This window comes from Amphritea sp. GJ51-11, assembly GCF_055808735.1.
On record NZ_CM147881.1, the window covers coordinates 1,022,085 to 1,041,004 of the forward strand.

At 49.4% G+C, this 18,920-nt stretch carries 12 protein-coding genes; 11 read left to right on the forward strand and 1 reads right to left on the reverse strand.

Annotated features, from left to right (window positions below):
- Window positions 1-75: 75 nt before the first annotated feature.
- From rapA to AC0L4K_RS04470, 10 genes are all read left to right on the forward strand, one after another.
- Window positions 76-2,949 carry an RNA polymerase-associated protein RapA gene (gene rapA, locus AC0L4K_RS04425; protein ID WP_473268346.1) on the forward strand — a complete coding sequence of 958 codons (2,874 nt, stop codon included), beginning with the start codon at window positions 76-78 and terminating at the stop codon, window positions 2,947-2,949.
- Window positions 2,950-3,003: 54 nt separating this feature from the next.
- Window positions 3,004-4,332, forward strand: a complete 1,329-nt coding sequence (locus tag AC0L4K_RS04430) for a DEAD/DEAH box helicase (RefSeq protein ID WP_473268347.1) — start codon at window positions 3,004-3,006, stop codon at window positions 4,330-4,332.
- Between the two features lie 509 nt (window positions 4,333-4,841).
- Window positions 4,842-7,868, forward strand: a complete 3,027-nt coding sequence (locus AC0L4K_RS04435) for an EAL domain-containing protein (RefSeq protein WP_473268349.1) — start codon at window positions 4,842-4,844, stop codon at window positions 7,866-7,868.
- A gap of 213 nt (window positions 7,869-8,081) precedes the next feature.
- The gene (locus AC0L4K_RS04440) at window positions 8,082-8,459 is read left to right on the forward strand and encodes a copper-binding protein (RefSeq protein ID WP_473268350.1); all 378 of its coding nucleotides are present in this window, start codon (window positions 8,082-8,084) and stop codon (window positions 8,457-8,459) included.
- Between the two features lie 94 nt (window positions 8,460-8,553).
- The gene (gene nosR, locus AC0L4K_RS04445; RefSeq protein ID WP_473268351.1) at window positions 8,554-10,707 is read left to right on the forward strand and encodes a transcriptional regulator NosR; all 2,154 of its coding nucleotides are present in this window, start codon (window positions 8,554-8,556) and stop codon (window positions 10,705-10,707) included.
- Between the two features lie 90 nt (window positions 10,708-10,797).
- The gene (gene nosZ, locus AC0L4K_RS04450; RefSeq protein WP_473268352.1) at window positions 10,798-12,705 is read left to right on the forward strand and encodes a TAT-dependent nitrous-oxide reductase; all 1,908 of its coding nucleotides are present in this window, start codon (window positions 10,798-10,800) and stop codon (window positions 12,703-12,705) included.
- 192 nt (window positions 12,706-12,897) lie between these two features.
- The gene (locus tag AC0L4K_RS04455) at window positions 12,898-14,253 is read left to right on the forward strand and encodes a nitrous oxide reductase family maturation protein NosD (RefSeq protein WP_473268353.1); all 1,356 of its coding nucleotides are present in this window, start codon (window positions 12,898-12,900) and stop codon (window positions 14,251-14,253) included.
- A 1-nt stretch (window position 14,254) separates the two neighbouring features.
- Window positions 14,255-15,193, forward strand: coding sequence for an ABC transporter ATP-binding protein (locus AC0L4K_RS04460; protein ID WP_473268354.1), 939 nt, complete (start codon window positions 14,255-14,257; stop codon window positions 15,191-15,193).
- Window positions 15,190-16,017, forward strand: a complete 828-nt coding sequence (locus AC0L4K_RS04465) for an ABC transporter permease subunit (RefSeq protein ID WP_473268355.1) — start codon at window positions 15,190-15,192, stop codon at window positions 16,015-16,017. Before AC0L4K_RS04460 ends, AC0L4K_RS04465 begins: the two co-directional genes overlap by 4 nt.
- Window positions 16,017-16,499 carry a nitrous oxide reductase accessory protein NosL gene (locus tag AC0L4K_RS04470; protein WP_473268356.1) on the forward strand — a complete coding sequence of 161 codons (483 nt, stop codon included), beginning with the start codon at window positions 16,017-16,019 and terminating at the stop codon, window positions 16,497-16,499. The genes AC0L4K_RS04465 and AC0L4K_RS04470 overlap by 1 nt, the downstream gene beginning before the upstream one ends.
- A gap of 192 nt (window positions 16,500-16,691) precedes the next feature.
- On the opposite strand, the gene AC0L4K_RS04475 is transcribed toward AC0L4K_RS04470, so the two are convergent.
- Window positions 16,692-18,287: an ABC-F family ATPase gene (locus tag AC0L4K_RS04475; RefSeq protein WP_417226108.1), complete on the reverse strand. Its 1,596-nt coding sequence runs from the start codon at window positions 18,285-18,287 to the stop codon at window positions 16,692-16,694.
- Between the two features lie 142 nt (window positions 18,288-18,429).
- Between AC0L4K_RS04475 and AC0L4K_RS04480 the strand changes: the two genes are divergently transcribed.
- Window positions 18,430-18,900: a transcription elongation factor GreAB gene (locus AC0L4K_RS04480; protein WP_473268357.1), complete on the forward strand. Its 471-nt coding sequence runs from the start codon at window positions 18,430-18,432 to the stop codon at window positions 18,898-18,900.
- The last annotated feature ends 20 nt before the right edge of the window (window positions 18,901-18,920 follow it).

The following is an 18,920-nucleotide window of genomic DNA, read 5'->3' on the forward strand; positions in this document are numbered from 1 at the left end:
AGATGAGTGTTGATATTTCCGCTGGCGCCACTTAACGGGTGTTGTTTCTATCGAATTCTGTTTGAGAGCTGTCTTTTGTCTGAATTTATTCCCGGCCAACGCTGGATCAGTAATACCGAATCAAATCTGGGGCTGGGGTTGGTAACCAGCGTATCAAATCGTCGTGTTGAAATGTTATTTCCAGCGGTTGAAGAGGAGCGAACCTACGCGGTTGATAACGCGCCTCTGAGTCGCGTGGTGTATCCGGTTGGAGAGCAGGTACGTAATGCCGCCGGTGTTAAAGTCACCATTACTGCGCAACAAGAGCTGAATGGCTATATGGTCTATCAGGCTGAAGATGCGCAGGGCGAAGTGCTGGTATTGGAAGAGCGCGATCTCGATAGCGCAGTACATTTCAGTAAACCCCATGACCGTCTGTTTGCTGGACAGGTTGATAAGCTTTCACAGTTTAGGTTGCGGGTTGAAACCCTCAAGAATCAATTTAATCATCTGCAATCTGAGAGCTATGGTTTACTCGGTCCTCGAGTACAACTATTACCCCATCAGTTGTATATCGCCCATCAGGTCGCCCAGCGTTTTGCGCCGCGGGTGTTACTGGCCGATGAAGTGGGCTTGGGTAAAACCATTGAAGCCGGGCTTATCCTGCATCAGCAGTTGATTAGCGGCAAAGCCTCCCGGGCGTTGATCGTGGTGCCCGATAGTCTGGTGCATCAATGGTTGGTGGAGATGCTACGCCGCTTTAACCTGCGTTTTACCATTTTAGATGAGTTGCGCTGTGAAGCACTGGAGCTATCGGACGAGGGTGTTAACCCGTTTGAAACGGCTCAGTTGGTACTCTGTAACCTCTCATTCCTAAAATCGAGCCCTGACCGCTTAGTACAGGCGTTGGATGCTGGCTGGGATATGCTGGTGGTGGATGAAGCCCATCACTTGGTTTGGTCGGAAGAGGAATCGAGCCCTGAATATATCTGTATTGAAGCGCTGGCTCGCGAAGTAAAAGGTTTGTTGCTGCTGACAGCAACCCCCGAACAACTGGGTGTGGATAGTCACTTTGCCCGTTTACGTCTGCTCGATCCGGATCGTTATTACAGCTTAGAACAGTTCCGCGCTGAAGAAGAAAGCTACCAGCCGGTTAGTCAGTTGGTGGCTCAGTTACTGGCTGAAGATGCCCGTGAACAGCTTCAGGATGCCCCTGAGGTGTTTTCACAGTTACGTCACTATCTCGGTGATGAGGTGGCTCAACAGCTGCAAGATGAACTGTACAATGACTCCCTCGACCAAGCGATCCAAGATGCGGTAAATAACCTATTGGATCATCATGGCACCGGGCGGGTGCTGTTCCGTAATACCCGTGATGGCGTCAGCGGTTTCCCGAAACGGATACTGCACAGTTATCCGTTAGCGGAACCGGAATTCTATCTCGAAAGTGAGCGTCAGTTGATGGCGCAGGCTGATTTAGAAGAACGACTGCATCCCGAATTGATTTTGGCAGATCGTTGGTTAGAAGCGGACCCTCGGGTTGAGTGGTTGGTTAATTGGCTAAAAGAAAATCGAGATCAGAAAGCACTGGTGATTTGTGCTTTTGCGAACACCGCTAAATCTCTCGAAGCGCACCTGCGGCTGTATGAGGGCATTCGCTCATCGGTGTTCCATGAAGGTATGAGTCTGGTTAATCGTGACCGTGCGGCGGCTTATTTTGCTGATGAAGATGATAGTGCTCAGGTGTTGATCTGTTCTGAAATTGGTAGTGAAGGACGTAACTTTCAGTTTGCCAGCCACTTGGTGTTGTTTGATTTACCACTTAATCCGGACCTGCTGGAACAGCGGATTGGTCGACTGGACCGGATTGGTCAGCGCAATGATGTTCAGATTCATGTGCCGCACTATGAGTTCAGCGCTCAATCGACGCTACTGGATTGGTTCCACCGGGGCTTGAACTGTTTTGAACGGGCTTGTCCGGTGGGGCAGGTGTTGTTTGATCAGTTCCTTGAACAACTGATTCCAGCGCTGTTCGATGAATATGATGAAGCAAATATCGAAGGGCTAATTGAGAGTACCCGAATTGAAGCCGACCGCCTGCTAGAGCAGTTACAGCAGGGGCGTGATCAGCTACTTGAACTAAACTCCTGTCAGCCTGAAAAAGCTCAAGCGATAGCTGAAAGTATGGAAGTCACCGGCAATAGTATTGAACTGAGCCGTTATATGGAGCGCATGTTCGATCAGTTCGGCGTCGAACAACAGGTGCACAGCAGTCAGAGTATTATTCTCAGCCCGGGCGAACATATGCACTATGAAAGTCTGCCGGGTCTACCAGAGGATGGTATGACCGCAACCTATAGCCGTGCGCTGGCCCTAGGGCGGGAAGATATCCAGTTTATGACTTGGGAACATCCGTTGGTCTTGGGCACGATGGATATCGTGGTGAATGGTGATTTTGGTAATACGGCGGTTTGTTCGATCAAACTGCCGCCGTTGAAGCCTGGCACATTGCTGCTGGAAGCTATCTATACCCTGCATTGCGCCGCGCCGAAACCGTTGCAGGTACAGCGTTATCTGCCGCAGACCTTGAGTCGTATTGTGGTCGATACCAATGGCACTGATCTTAGTGCAATTCTTACCGAAGCACATATTAATAATCTGGCCGAACGGGTCGGACGTCGTCAGTCGGTCGAAATCGTTAAGCATACTCGCCCTGATGTCGATAAGATGGTGAATCGGGTTGAGGATATTGCGGCTACCCAGCTACCGGCGATGTTGCTTGAGGCGAAGCAAAATGTCGCGCGGGTGTTAGGCTCAGAGCAGGAACGCCTCACAGCATTGGCGGCGGTGAACCCTAATATTCGTCAGGAAGAGATCGAATACTTAGCTGAAAATAGGGCCGCACTGGAACATCATCTGGATAGCGCTTCACTGAAGCTTGATGCGATCCGTGTGATTGTAGCCACTTGATGTCTGCTAGTATTGCTAGTTATACAGATGAATTTAGCCTAACCGGAGCAGACTTTGTCCAACGCTGAAAACTTTACCGATCTGGGGCTCGACCCCCGGCTCAGCACGATTCTTGATCATCAGGGGATTACCGAGCCAACGGAGATTCAGGCACGGGCAGTGCCCACGGCGATTACTGGCCATGACCTGATTGCGTCTTCCAAAACCGGCTCCGGTAAAACACTGGCTTATCTGCTGCCGACGATGCAGCGGTTGATGCGTCAAAAGGCGCTGAGTAAAAAAGATCCGCGGGCGCTGATTCTGGCGCCCACCCGCGAACTGGCGAAGCAGGTTTATGCTCAACTGCGTAGCCTGATTAGTGGCACGACCTATAAAGCGGCATTGGTGCTGGGTGGTGAAAACTTCAACGATCAGGCGAAAGCCTTGGCGAAAAACCCCCATGTGGTGGTGGCTACCCCTGGTCGCTTAGTGAATCATCTGGATGAACGATCGCTGTTTTTGGATGGCCTCGAACTGTTAATTCTGGATGAAGCTGACCGGATGCTTGATTTAGGCTTTGCCGAACAGTTGAATCGGATCAACCAAACGGCCAGTCACCGTCTTCGTCAGACGCTGATGTTTTCCGCCACGCTAGAACACGCAGCGGTGAATAGCATGGCTAAAACCCTGCTCAAAGCGCCTAAACGGATCGCTATCGGTGCTGCGAATGCTGAACATGCGGATATTGAGAAACGTTTTTATCTCACCGATCATCTCGATCACAAGCAGGTTTTGCTTGAACGGATTCTGGAAACAGAAACCTATCAGCAGGTGATTATTTTCACCGCGACCCGCACCGATACTGAGCGATTGTCCCAGCTGCTATCGGCTAAAGGGTTAAAAACGGCCGCTTTGAGTGGCGATATGAGCCAAACCGATCGTAACAAGATTATGGACAGTTTCAGCCGAGGGCAGCAGCAGGTGTTGATTACCACGGATGTGGCGTCCCGTGGGCTCGATCTGTTGCAGGTCTCGCTGGTGATTAACTTCGATATGCCAAAACAGGCCGAAGAGTATGTTCATCGAATCGGCCGTACGGGTAGAGCTGGCGCGAAAGGGGTAGCTGTTTCATTGGTCGGGCCGAAAGATTGGGATGCCTTTCGCCGGGTTGAGAACTTTTTGCAACAGTCGGTCAACTTTAGCGAATTGAAGGGGCTGAAAGGTAAGTTTAAAGGCATTAAAGACGCCCCAGCGGCGAAGGCTAAACCGGAGAAAGCACAGGCGGAACGTCGTCCCAAGCGGGTTGTTAAAGCACCGCAGGATCGTAAGAACCGCCGTCAGGCGAATCGACAGATTGTGTCTGATGATGGTATGGCGCCATTGAAAAAGAAAAAAACCGATTAGCGCAGCCCTGCGCTGATTTGTGGATACGAAAACCAGCCTTGTGCTGGTTTTTACGTTTACTGTCGACTGCTGTTATCGATTCTCCATCGATTATCATCCTGTCTAACCCTTTGCTTTATCTCTTTTTGCTGTTTGCGAGGGGTGTCGAACCTCCCAAATTGATGACTGATAGTTTTGTAATACATAACATCCCCTGCTAAAAAGACTGTAACCCGTGACCGATGAGGCGAGAAACCGTCGCGTTAATCTGTCCGTTCATCTCGCCCTTTAATCTGGCATGCAGTCGTGGGTTTGCCTTGATAGGAGGGCTGGTGGCTAGGTGTGTTGTCAGCCATAGTAAATCAGTGGGCTGATGTTACTCATTTTAAACAAAATAGATCTATGCTTAAGTTATCCGGTTGAGGGTTGAGTCACTAAGGTTGGTATTACCAGCCAGACAACATAAAAAATTTTTATCTGGTTTTAATTGGGCGCACTGAATGACATCGCCTTAGCTGCAGGAGATATGGATGCTCAGAATAGCCTCTTGGCTAGTACTTGCTTTAAGTCTTTTTGGGGCGTTTGCCTCAATGACATCCTATGCGGCTGAGCAACAAGGAATCGATGCCACTGTCTGGCGTCAACAACACCTTACTCCTGATGAGATCGTTTGGCTTGAACAGCATCCGCAGTTAAAAATGGGCATGGACCCTAAGTTTGCACCGTATGAATGGATTGATGGTGATGGCCGTTATACCGGTATCGCCGCCGATTATTTTCGTCTGCTAGAACAGCGGTTAGGTATTGTTTTCATGCCGATGGCGGATAAACCGTTATGGAGTGAAGTACTTAAAAGCGCCCGTAACGGTGAATATGATCTGATCTCTTGTTTGGTTCAAACCGATAAGCGAGAGGTTTATCTGGACTTTACCGAGCCTTACCTAATCAGTGCGGCGGTGATTGTGGGGCGGCAGGGCCCCTATGTCGGGACATTGGATAAACTGAAGGGTGCCACCGTTGCCATTCATAAGGGCCACTTTACCAACGAGCTGCTGCGCCGAGATTACCCCGAGATCACGATCATTAATACGGCCACTATTGAGGGGGCGCTGAACATGGTGTCTGACGGCCGTGCGGATGCCTTTGTGGGCGATGCGACGGCGGCCAGCTATGTGATGAAAAAAGAAGCTATTTTGAACCTCAGTTTTTCCGGGCATACCGACTATAAGAGTGAGTATCGCGTTGGTGTGGCTAAGGGTAATCCGGTGCTGTTAGGCATTATTCAGAAAGCCTTGGATAGCATTACTGACCAAGAGCGTCAGCAGATACTGGATCATTGGAGTGGTCTTGAGTTTTCTCAGGGCGTTCCTGTGGCTCGGATTGTTAAAATCAGCGCGGTTGTGATGCTCGCGTTTCTATTTTTTATCTATTGGAATTTCCGGCTACGCCGTTCGGAAGCCGCGCATCGAGAGAGTGAACAACGGTTTAAAAGCTTGGTAGATAGTTCCGACGGGGTAGTTTGGGAAGCCGAGTGTAAGAACAATGATGTGACCTACATCAGCGACAATGTGGTTCGCTTGTTCGGTTATCCCATTGAAGATTGGATGCAGCCGGATTTTTGGACCAAGCGAATACATCCAGATGATTTAGAGTGGGTGCTTGAATACGGCGATAGTGAAACCGCGGCATTAAGGGATCATATGCTCGAATACCGCTTTTTTAATGCCAGCGGTGAAGTCGTTTGGATTCGAGATATGATTCGGCTGGTGATTGAAAAAGGTAAGCCTCGCTGGCGTCGCGGGCTGATGCTGGATATTACTCAGCAGAAGAAAGCCGAGTTATTGATGCAGGAAAGTGAATCCCGCTTTCGGGAGTTAATTGAGAGTCTGCCCGCGATAGCGGTGCAAGGTTATGATGAAGACCGCCGGGTGATCTATTGGAACGATGCCAGTGAAACCCTATACGGTTATACCAAAGAAGAAGCTAGAGGAAGGCGTTTAGAAGATCTTATTATTCCAGCAGAGATGCGCGAAGGGGTGGTCGAGTTTCATCGGGCTTGGCTACAAGAGGGTTTGCCGATCCCTGCGGCAGAGCTAGAGTTGTTGCGTAAAGATGGCTCGTCTGTGCCGGTTTTTTCCAGCCATGTGATGCTCACAGCGGCGGACTACAGTCAGAATATGTATTGTATTGATGTCAACTTGATCGAACAGAAACGTGCTCGGGCAGAGTTAACCCAAATGGCACACTATGATTCCTTGACCCACCTACCAAATCGCCGCACTTTCACTGATCGGCTACAGCAGATGATGAAAAGTGCTAAACGAGAAGGTGAACAAGTGGCGGTGATGATGATTGACCTCGATCGCTTTAAAGAGGTGAATGATACCCTCGGTCATGATTATGGTGATCTGCTATTACAGGAGGCCGCTAAGCGTTTGACCGACTGTGTTCGTGAAACCGATACGGTGGCGCGTTTAGGCGGCGATGAATTTTTGGTGATTCTGGGCAACATTGGTGACGTGACCGTGGTTGAACGGGTCGCCAGAAAAATACTGTTACAGCTTAGTGAACCCTTCGACCTGAATGATAACCGAGCCTTTGTCTCAGCGAGTATCGGTATTACCCTGTATCCGGTGGATGCAATGACCCTTGAAGTGCTGATGAAAAATGCCGACCAAGCGATGTATGCCGCTAAAGCCGAGGGGCGTAATCGGTTACATTACTTTACCCCCGAGATGGAGGCCGCGGCACAGCGACGCAGCCGGATGCTGTCTGAGTTGCGTGAAGCGATTAATTTGCAGCAGATGGAAGTCTATTACCAGCCGATCATCGACCTGAGTAGCGGAAAAATTGTTAAAGCGGAGGCATTGCTACGTTGGAATCACCCTAAAGGTCAGATTCCACCGCTGGAGTTTATTCCACTGGCCGAAGAAACGGGGCTTATTGTTGAGATTGGTAACTGGGTATTTGCTGAAGTGGTGCGTCAGGTATCGGTGTGGAAGGCGCATTTTAATACTGATTTACAGGTGGGTATCAACACTTCTCCGGTGCAATATCAGGATGAAAATTGCTGTCAACCCGAGTGGTTTGGCAATATTTTAGGCAGCGGTTTGGCGAATGGTTTGAGTCCTGCCAATCTTTGTGTCGAAATTACTGAAAGCCTGCTGATGGAGGCAGGAAGCACGATCACCGATAAGTTGTTACAGTTTAGGGATCATGGAATCGAGGTCGCATTGGACGATTTTGGCACCGGTTATTCTTCCCTCGCTTACCTAAAAGAGTTCGATATCGATTACCTTAAAATCGATAAGAGCTTCGTCTCCAACCTCTCACCCGACTCGCAAGATCTGGTGCTCTGTGAGGCCATCATTGTCATGGCCCATACACTGGGCATTCGTGTCATTGCCGAAGGGGTCGAAACCGAACTGCAGAGACAGCTGCTGACGGCGATTGGATGTGACTTCTGTCAAGGTTATCTGTTTGGTCGTCCAATGCCAGCCAACGAGTTTTCCGCGCAATGGTTGGCGGTGTCGCATGATGCCAATGATCTCAACTAAACCATAGGCGTTGTAACGTTAGCGTTTTAACGTAAAGTCTATGAGTGTCTTATATGCTTGGCTGCGAAAAGCATTCGCCGCTGTTTAGCGTTTTTTTTCATTAATTATCGATGTTTTTTTTGGCTTGATCAATATCAAGTGAATAGGCGTACTACCTTGTTAGTATCGGGGTGTGACAAATTGTCGCACATGGACAGTGCCCGGGAGCCTGATATGACACTTATTGTTAAACACTCATTCACAACATTAGCCGCTCTATTCTTAGCATTGATGGTATCCCTCATGCTAAGCCCTCCGAGTCGTGCTGCTGATATGGCACAGCAGTCCGGGCACCAGCATGGCAACATGAATATGAATGCTATGGCCGATGAAGTGGTCGCTGTTGGTATCGTTAAACGCATCTTACCCGAATCCAATCAGTTGATTGTGCAACACGAGCCTATCCCTGAGTGGATGATGTCAGCCATGCAGATGAAGTTTAATTTGGCTGATGGTTTGTCTGCTACCGCTGTTAAACCGGGTCAGCAGATTCGTTTTCGCTTGAAACAAGAGCATATGATGAGGTTTACGATCACTCAGTGGCTGCAGTAATCGCTATTTATCGTTAGCGGATTAAGCTAAAGCCGCCGATGTTACAGGTTGTTATTGATTCTGATTCACCTCGTTTGCCCGTGAGGATATAAAAGTGCGATTCATTGACCGTTTGTTCCCGCAATCAATTTTTTCATCGGTATTTCTATTCATTGCGATTGTTTTCTCATCGGTGGTTGGCGCGATGGTGCCGGTGAGCCAATCCCAATCGTTAGACTCGATTAAAGAGGTCTTTTCACAGGCAACCTCTGTGGGTGAAAAGCTGCCGGTGGCGGAAGGTAAAGCGCTGGCCTGGACCGTCTATAAGGGCGAAGAGGTACTCGGTTATGCTTTTGAAACCAATGATGTCGTCAAAATTCCAGCCTATTCAGGTAAGCCCGTTAATACGCTGGTCATGATGGATGTCGATGGCAAAATTCGCGGTACTCGCGTGCTAGAGCATCATGAGCCAATTCTGTTGGTGGGTATCCCCGAGCATAAATTATTTGATTTTGTCGCCGCCTATGTTGGCTTGAGTGTTAGCGATAAGGTGCGTGTGGGGGCCGGTAATAATAGCGACGTTATCAATGTTGATGTGATTTCCGGTGCCACAGTCACCGTGATGGTGGTGAATGAATCGATTATGCGTTCAGCCCGCCGTTTTGCTCAGGTTATGGGGTTGGCGGGTATGTCAGAGCAGGCGGCCACACCACCGGCGACAATAAAACCGGATCTATTTGCACCGGCCGATTGGCAAACGCTGACCGGAGATGGCTCTATCCGCCGGCTCATGTTGGTAGAAGCGGATATCGATAAAGCCTTTGAGGGCACCGCTGCGGCAACACAAGGCAAGCATGGCCCAGGTCGGCAACAGAAGATGTTTATCGACATGTTTTATGCCCCTCTGAATATCCCCTCAATTGGTCGTAACCTGCTGGGTGATGAGCAGTATAACTGGTTGATGGGGGAGTTAGAGGAGGGCGATCAGGCGCTGGCCGTGATGGGGGAAGGGCAATATTCCTTCAAAGGTAACGGTTATGTGCGCGGCGGTATTTTTGATCGGACTCAGCTACAGCAGGGCGGAAAGGTCATCAGTTTCCACGATACGGATTACTATCGCTTAGATGATGTCTATATTGAGGGCTTCCCCGGCTTTAGGGAGATGGCGATCTTTATTGTCCGTAATCAATATGATTTTGATCTTGGCACACCCTGGCAGCTTGAATTATTAGTGCGCCGTCAGGTCGGTGCGCTGGACAGTATTTTTACCAGCTTTCATGCAGATTATCTAACCCCCGAGAAATATCTCGACCGACCCGAACCGGTGGTAGAGCCTGAGCCTGAAGCGTTATGGGTCTCTATTTGGAAAGAGCGGGCCTTCCAGATTGCGGTGCTGTGTGTAGCGCTGGCTATTCTGTTTGTAGTGATCTTTATTCAAGACGTACTGGTACGTTATCCACGCTTGATGCACGGTATTCGCCGAGTGTATCTGGTGTTTACGGTGTTCTTTATTGGTTGGTATACCCTCGGTCAGTTATCGGTGGTGAATGTGTTTACCTTTGTGCATGCACTCAAAGACGACTTCCGCTGGGATCTGTTCCTGTTAGATCCGATGTTATTTATTCTCTGGGGCTTCGTTGCCATGACCATGTTGTTGTGGGGACGGGGGATCTTTTGTGGCTGGCTATGTCCGTTTGGCGCGCTGCAAGAGCTGATTAACGAAGTGGCACGACACTTTAAAGTGCGTCAGTTCGAGATTCCATTTGCGGTGCATGAACGGCTGTGGGCGTTGAAATATGTGATTTTATTAGGGTTATTTGCCGTGTCATTGGAATCTCTAGCAGAAGCCGAGCGCTATGCTGAGATTGAACCATTTAAAACGACCTTCCTGCTGAAGTTTCAGCGTGATTGGGGCTATGTGTTCTATGCCGTCTTCCTATTAGTAATCAACCTGTTTACTCGAAAAGTCTATTGCCGTTATGTCTGTCCACTGGGTGCTGCGTTAGCGATTCCTGCCCGGCTACGCCTGTTTGACTGGCTGAAGCGTCGGAAGGAGTGTGGCCAGCCCTGCAAGGTGTGTGCGAACGAGTGTGAGATTCAGGCAATCCATCCAGACGGTCATATTAATGCCAACGAGTGCCACCAGTGTCTGGATTGCCAAGTGACCTACTACCGGGATGACAAATGTCCTCCTCTGGTGCTTAAAAAACGTAAGAAAGCAAAACAAGACGCCGCTTTAAGTGATATCCCTGTGGTGCAAATCCAGTGATGTCGATTGACGATCAGCTACGTGCTGGGCGCTTATCTTAAATCCAGTCCAGAAATGAATTCTGGCGTATATTGTGTGGAGATCAACACCATGATAGATCCAAAAGATACGAATCTTCCGACTATCGATACTGAAGATCCGCAGGCTTCAGAGCATGTGAAGCTAAGTCGTCGTTTGTTCCTTAGCGGCTCTGCTGCTCTGATGGGCGCCGGCGCGGTGGGGGCAACCATGGGTGGTGCTTTGATGCCATCGATGGCTCATGCGTCATCCGATACTCATCATTCGATCGGCCCGGGTGAACTGGATGAATACTATGGTTTCTGGAGTGGTGGCCACTCCGGTGAAGTCCGTATTCTGGGTTTGCCGTCGATGCGCGAACTGATGCGTATCCCGGTGTTTAATATTGACTGTGCAACTGGTTGGGGTTTGACCAACGAATCGAAAGCCATCCTCGGTGAAAATGCACCGCTCAATGGTGATGCCCACCATCCGCACATGTCGATGACCGATGGTCATTATGATGGTAAATATATCTTCATCAACGATAAAGCGAACACCCGTGTGGCGCGTATCCGCGGTGATATTATGAAGACCGATAAGATAACCACGGTGCCTAACTGTCAGGCTATTCACGGTTTACGAGTACAGAAAGCGCCCTACACGAAGTATATTTTTGCCAATGCGGAATTCCGTATTCCTCATCCTAACAATGGTCTGAATATGGATGATATCGAGGGCTATTATACCCTGTTTAACGGTATCAATGCGGAGACGATGGATGTCGATTGGCAGATCATTGTTGACGGCAACCTCGATAACACCGATGCGGACTATACCGGTAAGTATGCGTTCTCTACCTGTTATAACTCGGAAGGCGCGATTGACCTGCCAGGGTCCATGCGTAACGAACGTGACCATCTGGTTATCTTCAATATTGAACGTATCGAAGCGGCAATTAAAGCCGGTGAATTTACCACCCTGCCGGGCTCTGATGTCCCTGTGTTAGATGGTCGTAAAGGCTCTGAGATTACCCGATATGTGCCGGTGCCTAAAAACCCGCACGGTATTAATACTGCGCCCGGTGGCAAATACGCGGTTGCTAACGGTAAGCTATCACCGACTGTTACTGTCTTTGAACTGGCTAAGTTTGATGATCTGTTTAGCGACAAAATTAAGCCGCGTGATACGGTTGTCGCTGAAGTTGAGCTGGGTCTTGGACCACTACATACGGCGTTTGATAACCGTGGGCATGGCTACACCACGCTGTTTATCGATAGCCAGATCTGTAAGTGGGATATCGAGAAAGCGATCCGTTTTTATAACGGTGAAAAAGTGAACTACATCGTACAAAAATTGGATGTTCATTATCAGCCGGGTCATAACCATACATCCATGGGTGAAACCCGTGATGTGGATGGTAAGTATCTGGTATCACTGCAAAAATTCTCTAAAGACCGATTCCTTAAGTGTGGACCGCTGCACCCAGAGAATGATCAGCTGATCGATATCTCCGGTGATGAGATGAAATTGATCCATGATGGCCCCGCTTATGCTGAGCCCCATGACTGTATTATTGTTCACCGCTCCAAAGTGAAGACCCGTAAGCTGTATGACCGTAAAGATGCGATGTTCGCAGCGACAGTTGCCATGGCGAAGAAAGATGGCGTCACGCTGGAAACTGACAGTAAAGTGATCCGTGACGGCAACAAAGTGCGGGTCTATATGACCTCGGTTGCACCGAACTATGGCCTCAACGAATTCAGTGTGAAGCAGGGCGATGAAGTGACGGTCATCATCACTAACCTGGATCAGATTGAGGATGTTAGTCACGGTTTCTGTATGGTAAACCACGGTGTGCAGATGGAGATCAGTCCACAGCAAACGGCTTCCATCACCTTTATTGCCGATAAACCTGGGGTGCACTGGTACTACTGCAACTGGTTCTGCCACGCGCTGCATATGGAGATGCGTGGTCGGATGTTGGTCTCTCCAGCATAAGCTAAACGGAATAGGCTATACGGCGAGATCATGGCCGTATAGCTGTTCTGTCTTTTCACTCGGCGTTAGGGTTGAGTGAAACTGCGTTTTAAGGCGCATTGTTTTGCCGCTTCTGTGGGCTCGATGGTTAATGCGAGTGCTGGCTGGGGGCGACAATAACTTAGCTCTGCGTTGTTCTTTAAGGAGTGGTGTATGGCTTTTCGTTCTGCCTGGATAGGGCTTGTATGCTTCCTTTTGGGGCTTTCAGCCCAGGCAGCGGTGATTAATGTAGCCCCGTCTGACAATCTGCAACAGTATTTAAATCAGGCCCAACCCGGTGATCAGCTAGTCTTAGCGGCCGGTATCTATCAGGGCAACTTCATTATTTCGCAACCGGTCGAACTCAGCAGTGAAGGAGGTGCCATCCTTGATGGTAATCAGAAGGGTCATGTGCTGAAAATTGATGCGGCCGGTAGCTATATTCATCATTTAAACATTCAAAATTGGGGTGTCGATCTGACCACCCTTGATGCGGGGGTGTTTGTCTCACGTGGCGCGACGGGTTCCCGGATTGAAAATAATCGCCTGCAAGGGGGCGGCTTTGGTATCTGGGTTGATGCCACGGCCGGAACACAGATCATCGGCAACAGCATCGAAGGTGATCTGACCATGCGTTCCTCTGACCGGGGCAATGGTATCCACCTCTATAATGTGACCGGCACGGTCGCTCGGGATAATGAGGTGTGGCACACCCGCGATGGTATCTATATTGATACCAGTAATAAGAATGAACTGGTGGGTAATTACCTGCACGATCTGCGCTATGGCGTGCACTATATGTACTCTTATCATAATCTGATTGAGAACAATGTGACCCGTAACACCCGTACGGGTTACGCGCTGATGCAGTCTAAATATCTGACGGTGATCGGTAACCGTTCTGAAAACGATGCTAACTATGGCATTTTGATGAACTACATTACCAATTCGGTGCTTAAGGATAATCAGGTCATCGGAGTACAGAACGCTCACAATCCCCATATGCAGCAGCAAACTAATTTAACCGGCCTCGAAGGCAAGGCGCTGTTTATTTACAACTCATTATTCAATGAGTTGCGTGGCAACTTGTTTGCCCAGAGTGATATCGGTATCCATTTAACCGCCGGTTCAGAACAGAACATCCTTAGTGGCAATGCTTTTGTGAGCAATAAAGAGCAGGTTAAGTATGTGTCCACCACTACGCAGGATTGGTCTGATGCTGGTGTCGGGAATTTTTGGAGTGATTATTTAGGCTGGGATATGGATAACGATGGCATTGGCGATGTGGTGTATGAGCCGAATGACAGCGTTGATCAGTTGTTATGGAAATTCCCGTCGGCGAAATTGCTGCTTAACAGCCCGGCTGTTGAAACCCTGCGTTGGGTGCAGCGTCAGTTTCCAGTATTGAAATCCCCCGGGGTGTTAGATAGCCATCCATTAATGACGATTCCGGCTTCACTTGCTGCGCCAACGAAGGTCAGTTCAGCTTTGGCGCCGGTGTTAAACCGCGAACAGTGGGTCGAAAATTGATATGAGAAGTACAAATAACATTGTTGAGCTGCAACAGGTTGAGAAGCAATATCAGGGCGTGAGTGCACTGAGTCAGCTTAACTTGGAGTTACGTCAGGGCGAAGTCTTGGGGCTGTTTGGTCACAACGGGGCGGGTAAGACCACGACCATTAAATTGATTTTAGGTTTAATTGAAGCGACCTCCGGTCAAGTGAGAGTTTTTGGTGAAGACCCAACTCAATCGGAAGCCCGTAATCTACGTCGTAAACTGGGTTTTCTGCAAGAAAATGTAAGCTTTTATGATCAGTTAACTGGGCTGGAGGTGTTGCAATATTTTGCTCGGCTCAAAGGTGTTGCGAAGCAAAATTGCCAAGGATTACTGGCGCAGGTGGGGCTTGAACAAGCAGGTAAACGTCGTGTTAAAACCTATTCTAAAGGTATGCGTCAGCGTCTGGGATTAGCGCAGGCATTGCTGGGCGAGCCGAAGCTGTTACTGTTGGATGAGCCAACCGTTGGTTTAGATCCGATCGCCACACTAGATTTTTATCGTCGGATTGAACAGCTGAAACAACAGGGTTGCACCGTTATTTTATGCTCCCATGTGTTGCCTGGGGTTGAAAAGTATATCGATCGAGCACTGATTCTAGGGCAGGGTAAACTGCTGGCTGAGGGCAGCATTAATGATTTGCGGCAGCAGGCAAATTTACCCGCCATCTTTCACTTACAGGGGCAGAGCTTAACGCTACCGGAACATTTTATGTCCAACGCTAAGCAGGATGGCGATGGTACCTGGCTGGAGGTTCCGCTGCCTGACAAGATGGCAGCGATGCAACAATTGATTGGGCTGCCGGGGTTGCAAAACTTCGATGTACAGCTGCCTTCACTGGAAGATCTGTATACCCATTTTATTGCATCGCATACTCAAGCGGGTGCGATAGCGACTCAGGAGTTTGTGCAATGAGAGCTATTCTGACGGTTGCTAATAAAGAGTTCCGGGATGGTTTACGTAATCGCTGGGTGTTATCGATCTGTGTGATTTTTGCGGTCTTGGCGATCGGATTGGCTTATTTTGGTGCCGCCGCCGCAGGTAAAGTCGGCTTTACTTCGCTGTCTTCTACCATTGTCAGTTTGGCGAGTTTGGCGGTCTTTATTATTCCGCTGATTGCGCTGATGCTAGCCTACGATGGCGTCGTGGGTGAGGATGAAAATGGCACGCTACTGCTGTTAATGACCTACCCGTTATCCCGTTGGCAGTTGCTGCTCGGTAAGATGATGGGGCAGGGGGCGGTGATGGCCTTTTCAACACTGGTGGGGTTCGGTTCGTCAGCGATAATGATGGGGATTTTTTCCGGTACCACCCGTTGGGGTGAGTTGATTGGCCCCTATACGGTGTTTATCTTCTCATCGATGTTACTGGGGTGGATTTTTATCGCCATTGCTTATGTTATCAGTGTGTCGGTGTCGGAGAAGTCGAAGGCCGCCGGTATCGCTCTGATCACTTGGTTTGTGTTTGTGCTTGTTTTCGACCTCGGACTGCTGGGGGTGCTGGTAACGACTCAGGGCAATGTGGATGAGACATTGTTCCCATACCTGCTGTTATTAAACCCGACGGATATTTTCCGTCTAGTGAATATCACCTATTTTGCCGACCAAAACCTTACCGGCTTGATGGCTATCGCTCAGCAATCGCAATTTTCAATTGGCGCGTTATTGGCTGGCCTGTTGGTATGGCTGGCAATACCGGTGGGGTTAGCGATGGCGGTCTTTAATAAACGAGGCTTGTGATGAAACATTGGTTAAAACTGTTGCTGGTGATTCCGCTAGCCTTGCTGGGCTGTGCCGACGATGAAAAGGAGCGGATGGTGCATCAGGCGATTGCTATTGAAAGTAGCGCAGAATGTCATCTGTGCGGCATGATTATTACTAACTTTCCCGGCCCGAAGGGGCAACTCTACACTAAGGGGATCAATGGCAATCTGCGCTTCTGCTCCACTCGGGATATGTTTGCTTTTATTGTCGACCCTGAGAATCAGCATAATATTCAGGAAGCTTTTGTGCATGATATGGCGGTAACACCTTGGGATCATCCTGAGGATGAGGCCTATATCGATGCTCGAAAAGCCTTTTATGTGGTCGGTCACGGTAAGCGTGGTGCGATGGGGCCCACCTTAGCGAGTTTTTCAACTCAGGCTGATGCGGATGCTTTTGCGACTTCGCAAGGGGGAAGGTGTATCGTTTCGACGAGATTACGCTGGAGCTTCTGGTGAGTATGAATGGCATGAGCACCGATGCATCATTGCCGGGTATGTCGGGTAACGCACACTGAGCAAGTTGCTAACCAAAGACCTGTCAGTAAGTCTCTCGGTAAACAAAAAAAGCCAGCCCGGTTAGGGGCTGGCTTTTTGGTAAGTGGTTTGATCTATCTGGCGTTTATCACAGGGCGGCTCAGTTGGGCCTGATCAGCCAGCAATGCCTTGTTTTTTCAGATACTCTTCATAGCCGCCTTGGAAGTCGGTCAGGCCGTCTTCTTTCATATCGATAATGCGGGTGGCTAGCGATGAAACGAACTCGCGGTCATGGCTGACAAAGATCAGTGTGCCATCAAAGTTCTCCAATGCAAGGTTCAACGCTTCGATCGATTCCATATCCATATGGTTGGTGGGTTCATCCATCAGCAGAATATTCGGCTGTTGCAGAATTAATTTGCCTAGCAACATGCGACCTTTTTCACCACCGGACAGCACCTTAACTGACTTTTTAATCTCATTTTGCGAGAACAGCATCCGGCCTAAAGAGGCACGAATAACCTGTTCGTCTGAGCCGGATTTAGTCCACTGGGACATCCAGTCAAACAGATTACTCTCTTCGGCAAAGTCGTGGGCATGATCCTGAGCATAGTAGCCAATATTGCTGTTTTCAGACCATTTGACTTCCCCAGCGTCCAGCTCAAGTTCACCCTGTAGGCTCTTCAGAAGGGTCGTTTTACCGATACCGTTAGGGCCGATAATCGCGATGCGTTCTCCCACTTCGACCATCATGCTGAGGTCTTTGATGAGTGGCTCGCCGCCATAGCCCTTGGTGAGACCTTCTACTTCGAGCGCTAAACGGTGTAGCTTTTTCTCTTGATCAAAGCGGATATAGGGGCTTTGACGACTGGAGGGCTTGATATCGTTAAGCTCGATTTTTTCAATCTGACGCGCCCGCGACGTGGCCTGTTTGGCTTTCGAGGCGTTGGCGGAGAAGCGGCTAACGAAACTACGCAGTTCGGCAATCTGGGCTTTTTTCTTGGCATTGTCCGATTGCAGGCGTTCCTGCAGAGCAGTCGATGCGATCATGTAATCGTCATAGTTGCCGGGATAAAGTCGTAGCTCACCGTAATCCAAGTCGGCCATATGGGTGCAGACTGAGTTGAGGAAGTGACGGTCGTGGGAGATGATCACCATGGTGCTGTTACGATCGTTTAGCACCCCTTCCAACCAGCGAATGGTGTTGATATCCAGATTGTTGGTCGGCTCATCCAGCAGCATAATGTCGGGATCAGCAAACAGTGCCTGAGCCAGTAATACTCGTAGTTTCCAGCCGGGTGCGACTTCGCTCATCGGGCCGAAATGCTGTGCGGTTGGGATATCCAGACCGAGCAGCAGTTCGCCAGCACGGGATTCAGCGGTATAGCCATCCAGTTCGGCAAATTCAACTTCCAGTTCGGCAACTTTAATGCCTTCCTCTTCGGTCATATCAGGCAGGCTGTAGATACGGTCCCGTTCCTGTTTGATTTCCCACAGTTCGGCATGGCCCATAATGACGGTATCAATCACGCTAAACTCTTCAAACGCGAATTGATCCTGACGCAGCTTACCGATGCGTTCGTTCGGGTCTTTACTGACGTTGCCGGCCGAGGGCTCCAGATCTCCCCCGAGGATTTTCATTAGGGTGGATTTGCCGCAACCGTTCGCTCCGATCAGGCCGTAGCGGTTACCCTCACCAAACTTAACAGAGATATTTTCGAACAGTGGTTTGGCACCAAACTGCATAGTGATATTAGCGGTAGTCAGCAAAACAGGAATCCATCAGTCTAAACGTTGAGGTTAAAAATAAGCGCCGTATTGTCCCACAAATCACCCTTAAAGTGTGTGAATAGAGTGTTTCTTTTTGATAATTAAATGGAGATACTGCAACGGTTGAGTTACAGGTGGATGTATGGATAAACAACGGTTAATCGCGCAGATCATTGGTCAGCTGCAGACAGACCTCGAAATGAATGTCGCGGCGGCGAATGAAGCACATGAAGCGGCAACCCATGAAGAGAGCGTGGCGGAGAATCAATATGACACCCTCGGTCTTGAAGCGTCCTATTTAGCCCACGGCCAGTCTATGCGAGTGCAGGCACTCGAGCATGATATCGCCGCCTATGGGCAGATGCCGGTTCGCGCGTTCAACGAGGATACTCCGGCGGGGTTAGCGGCACTCATTACTCTGGAAGACAGTCGTGGCGTAGAAAAACAGCTATTTATTGGGGTCGCCGGTGGGGGAATGCAAATTGACTTCGACGCGTCTAAGGTCACGGTCATAACGCCGGAAGCCCCCTTAGGAGCCGCACTAATAGGGCGCTATATCGGTGACCAGATAAGTTTGCCGCAGGGTGAATTTGAGATTACCAATCTACGCTGATGCCGTATAATCAGCGCCAA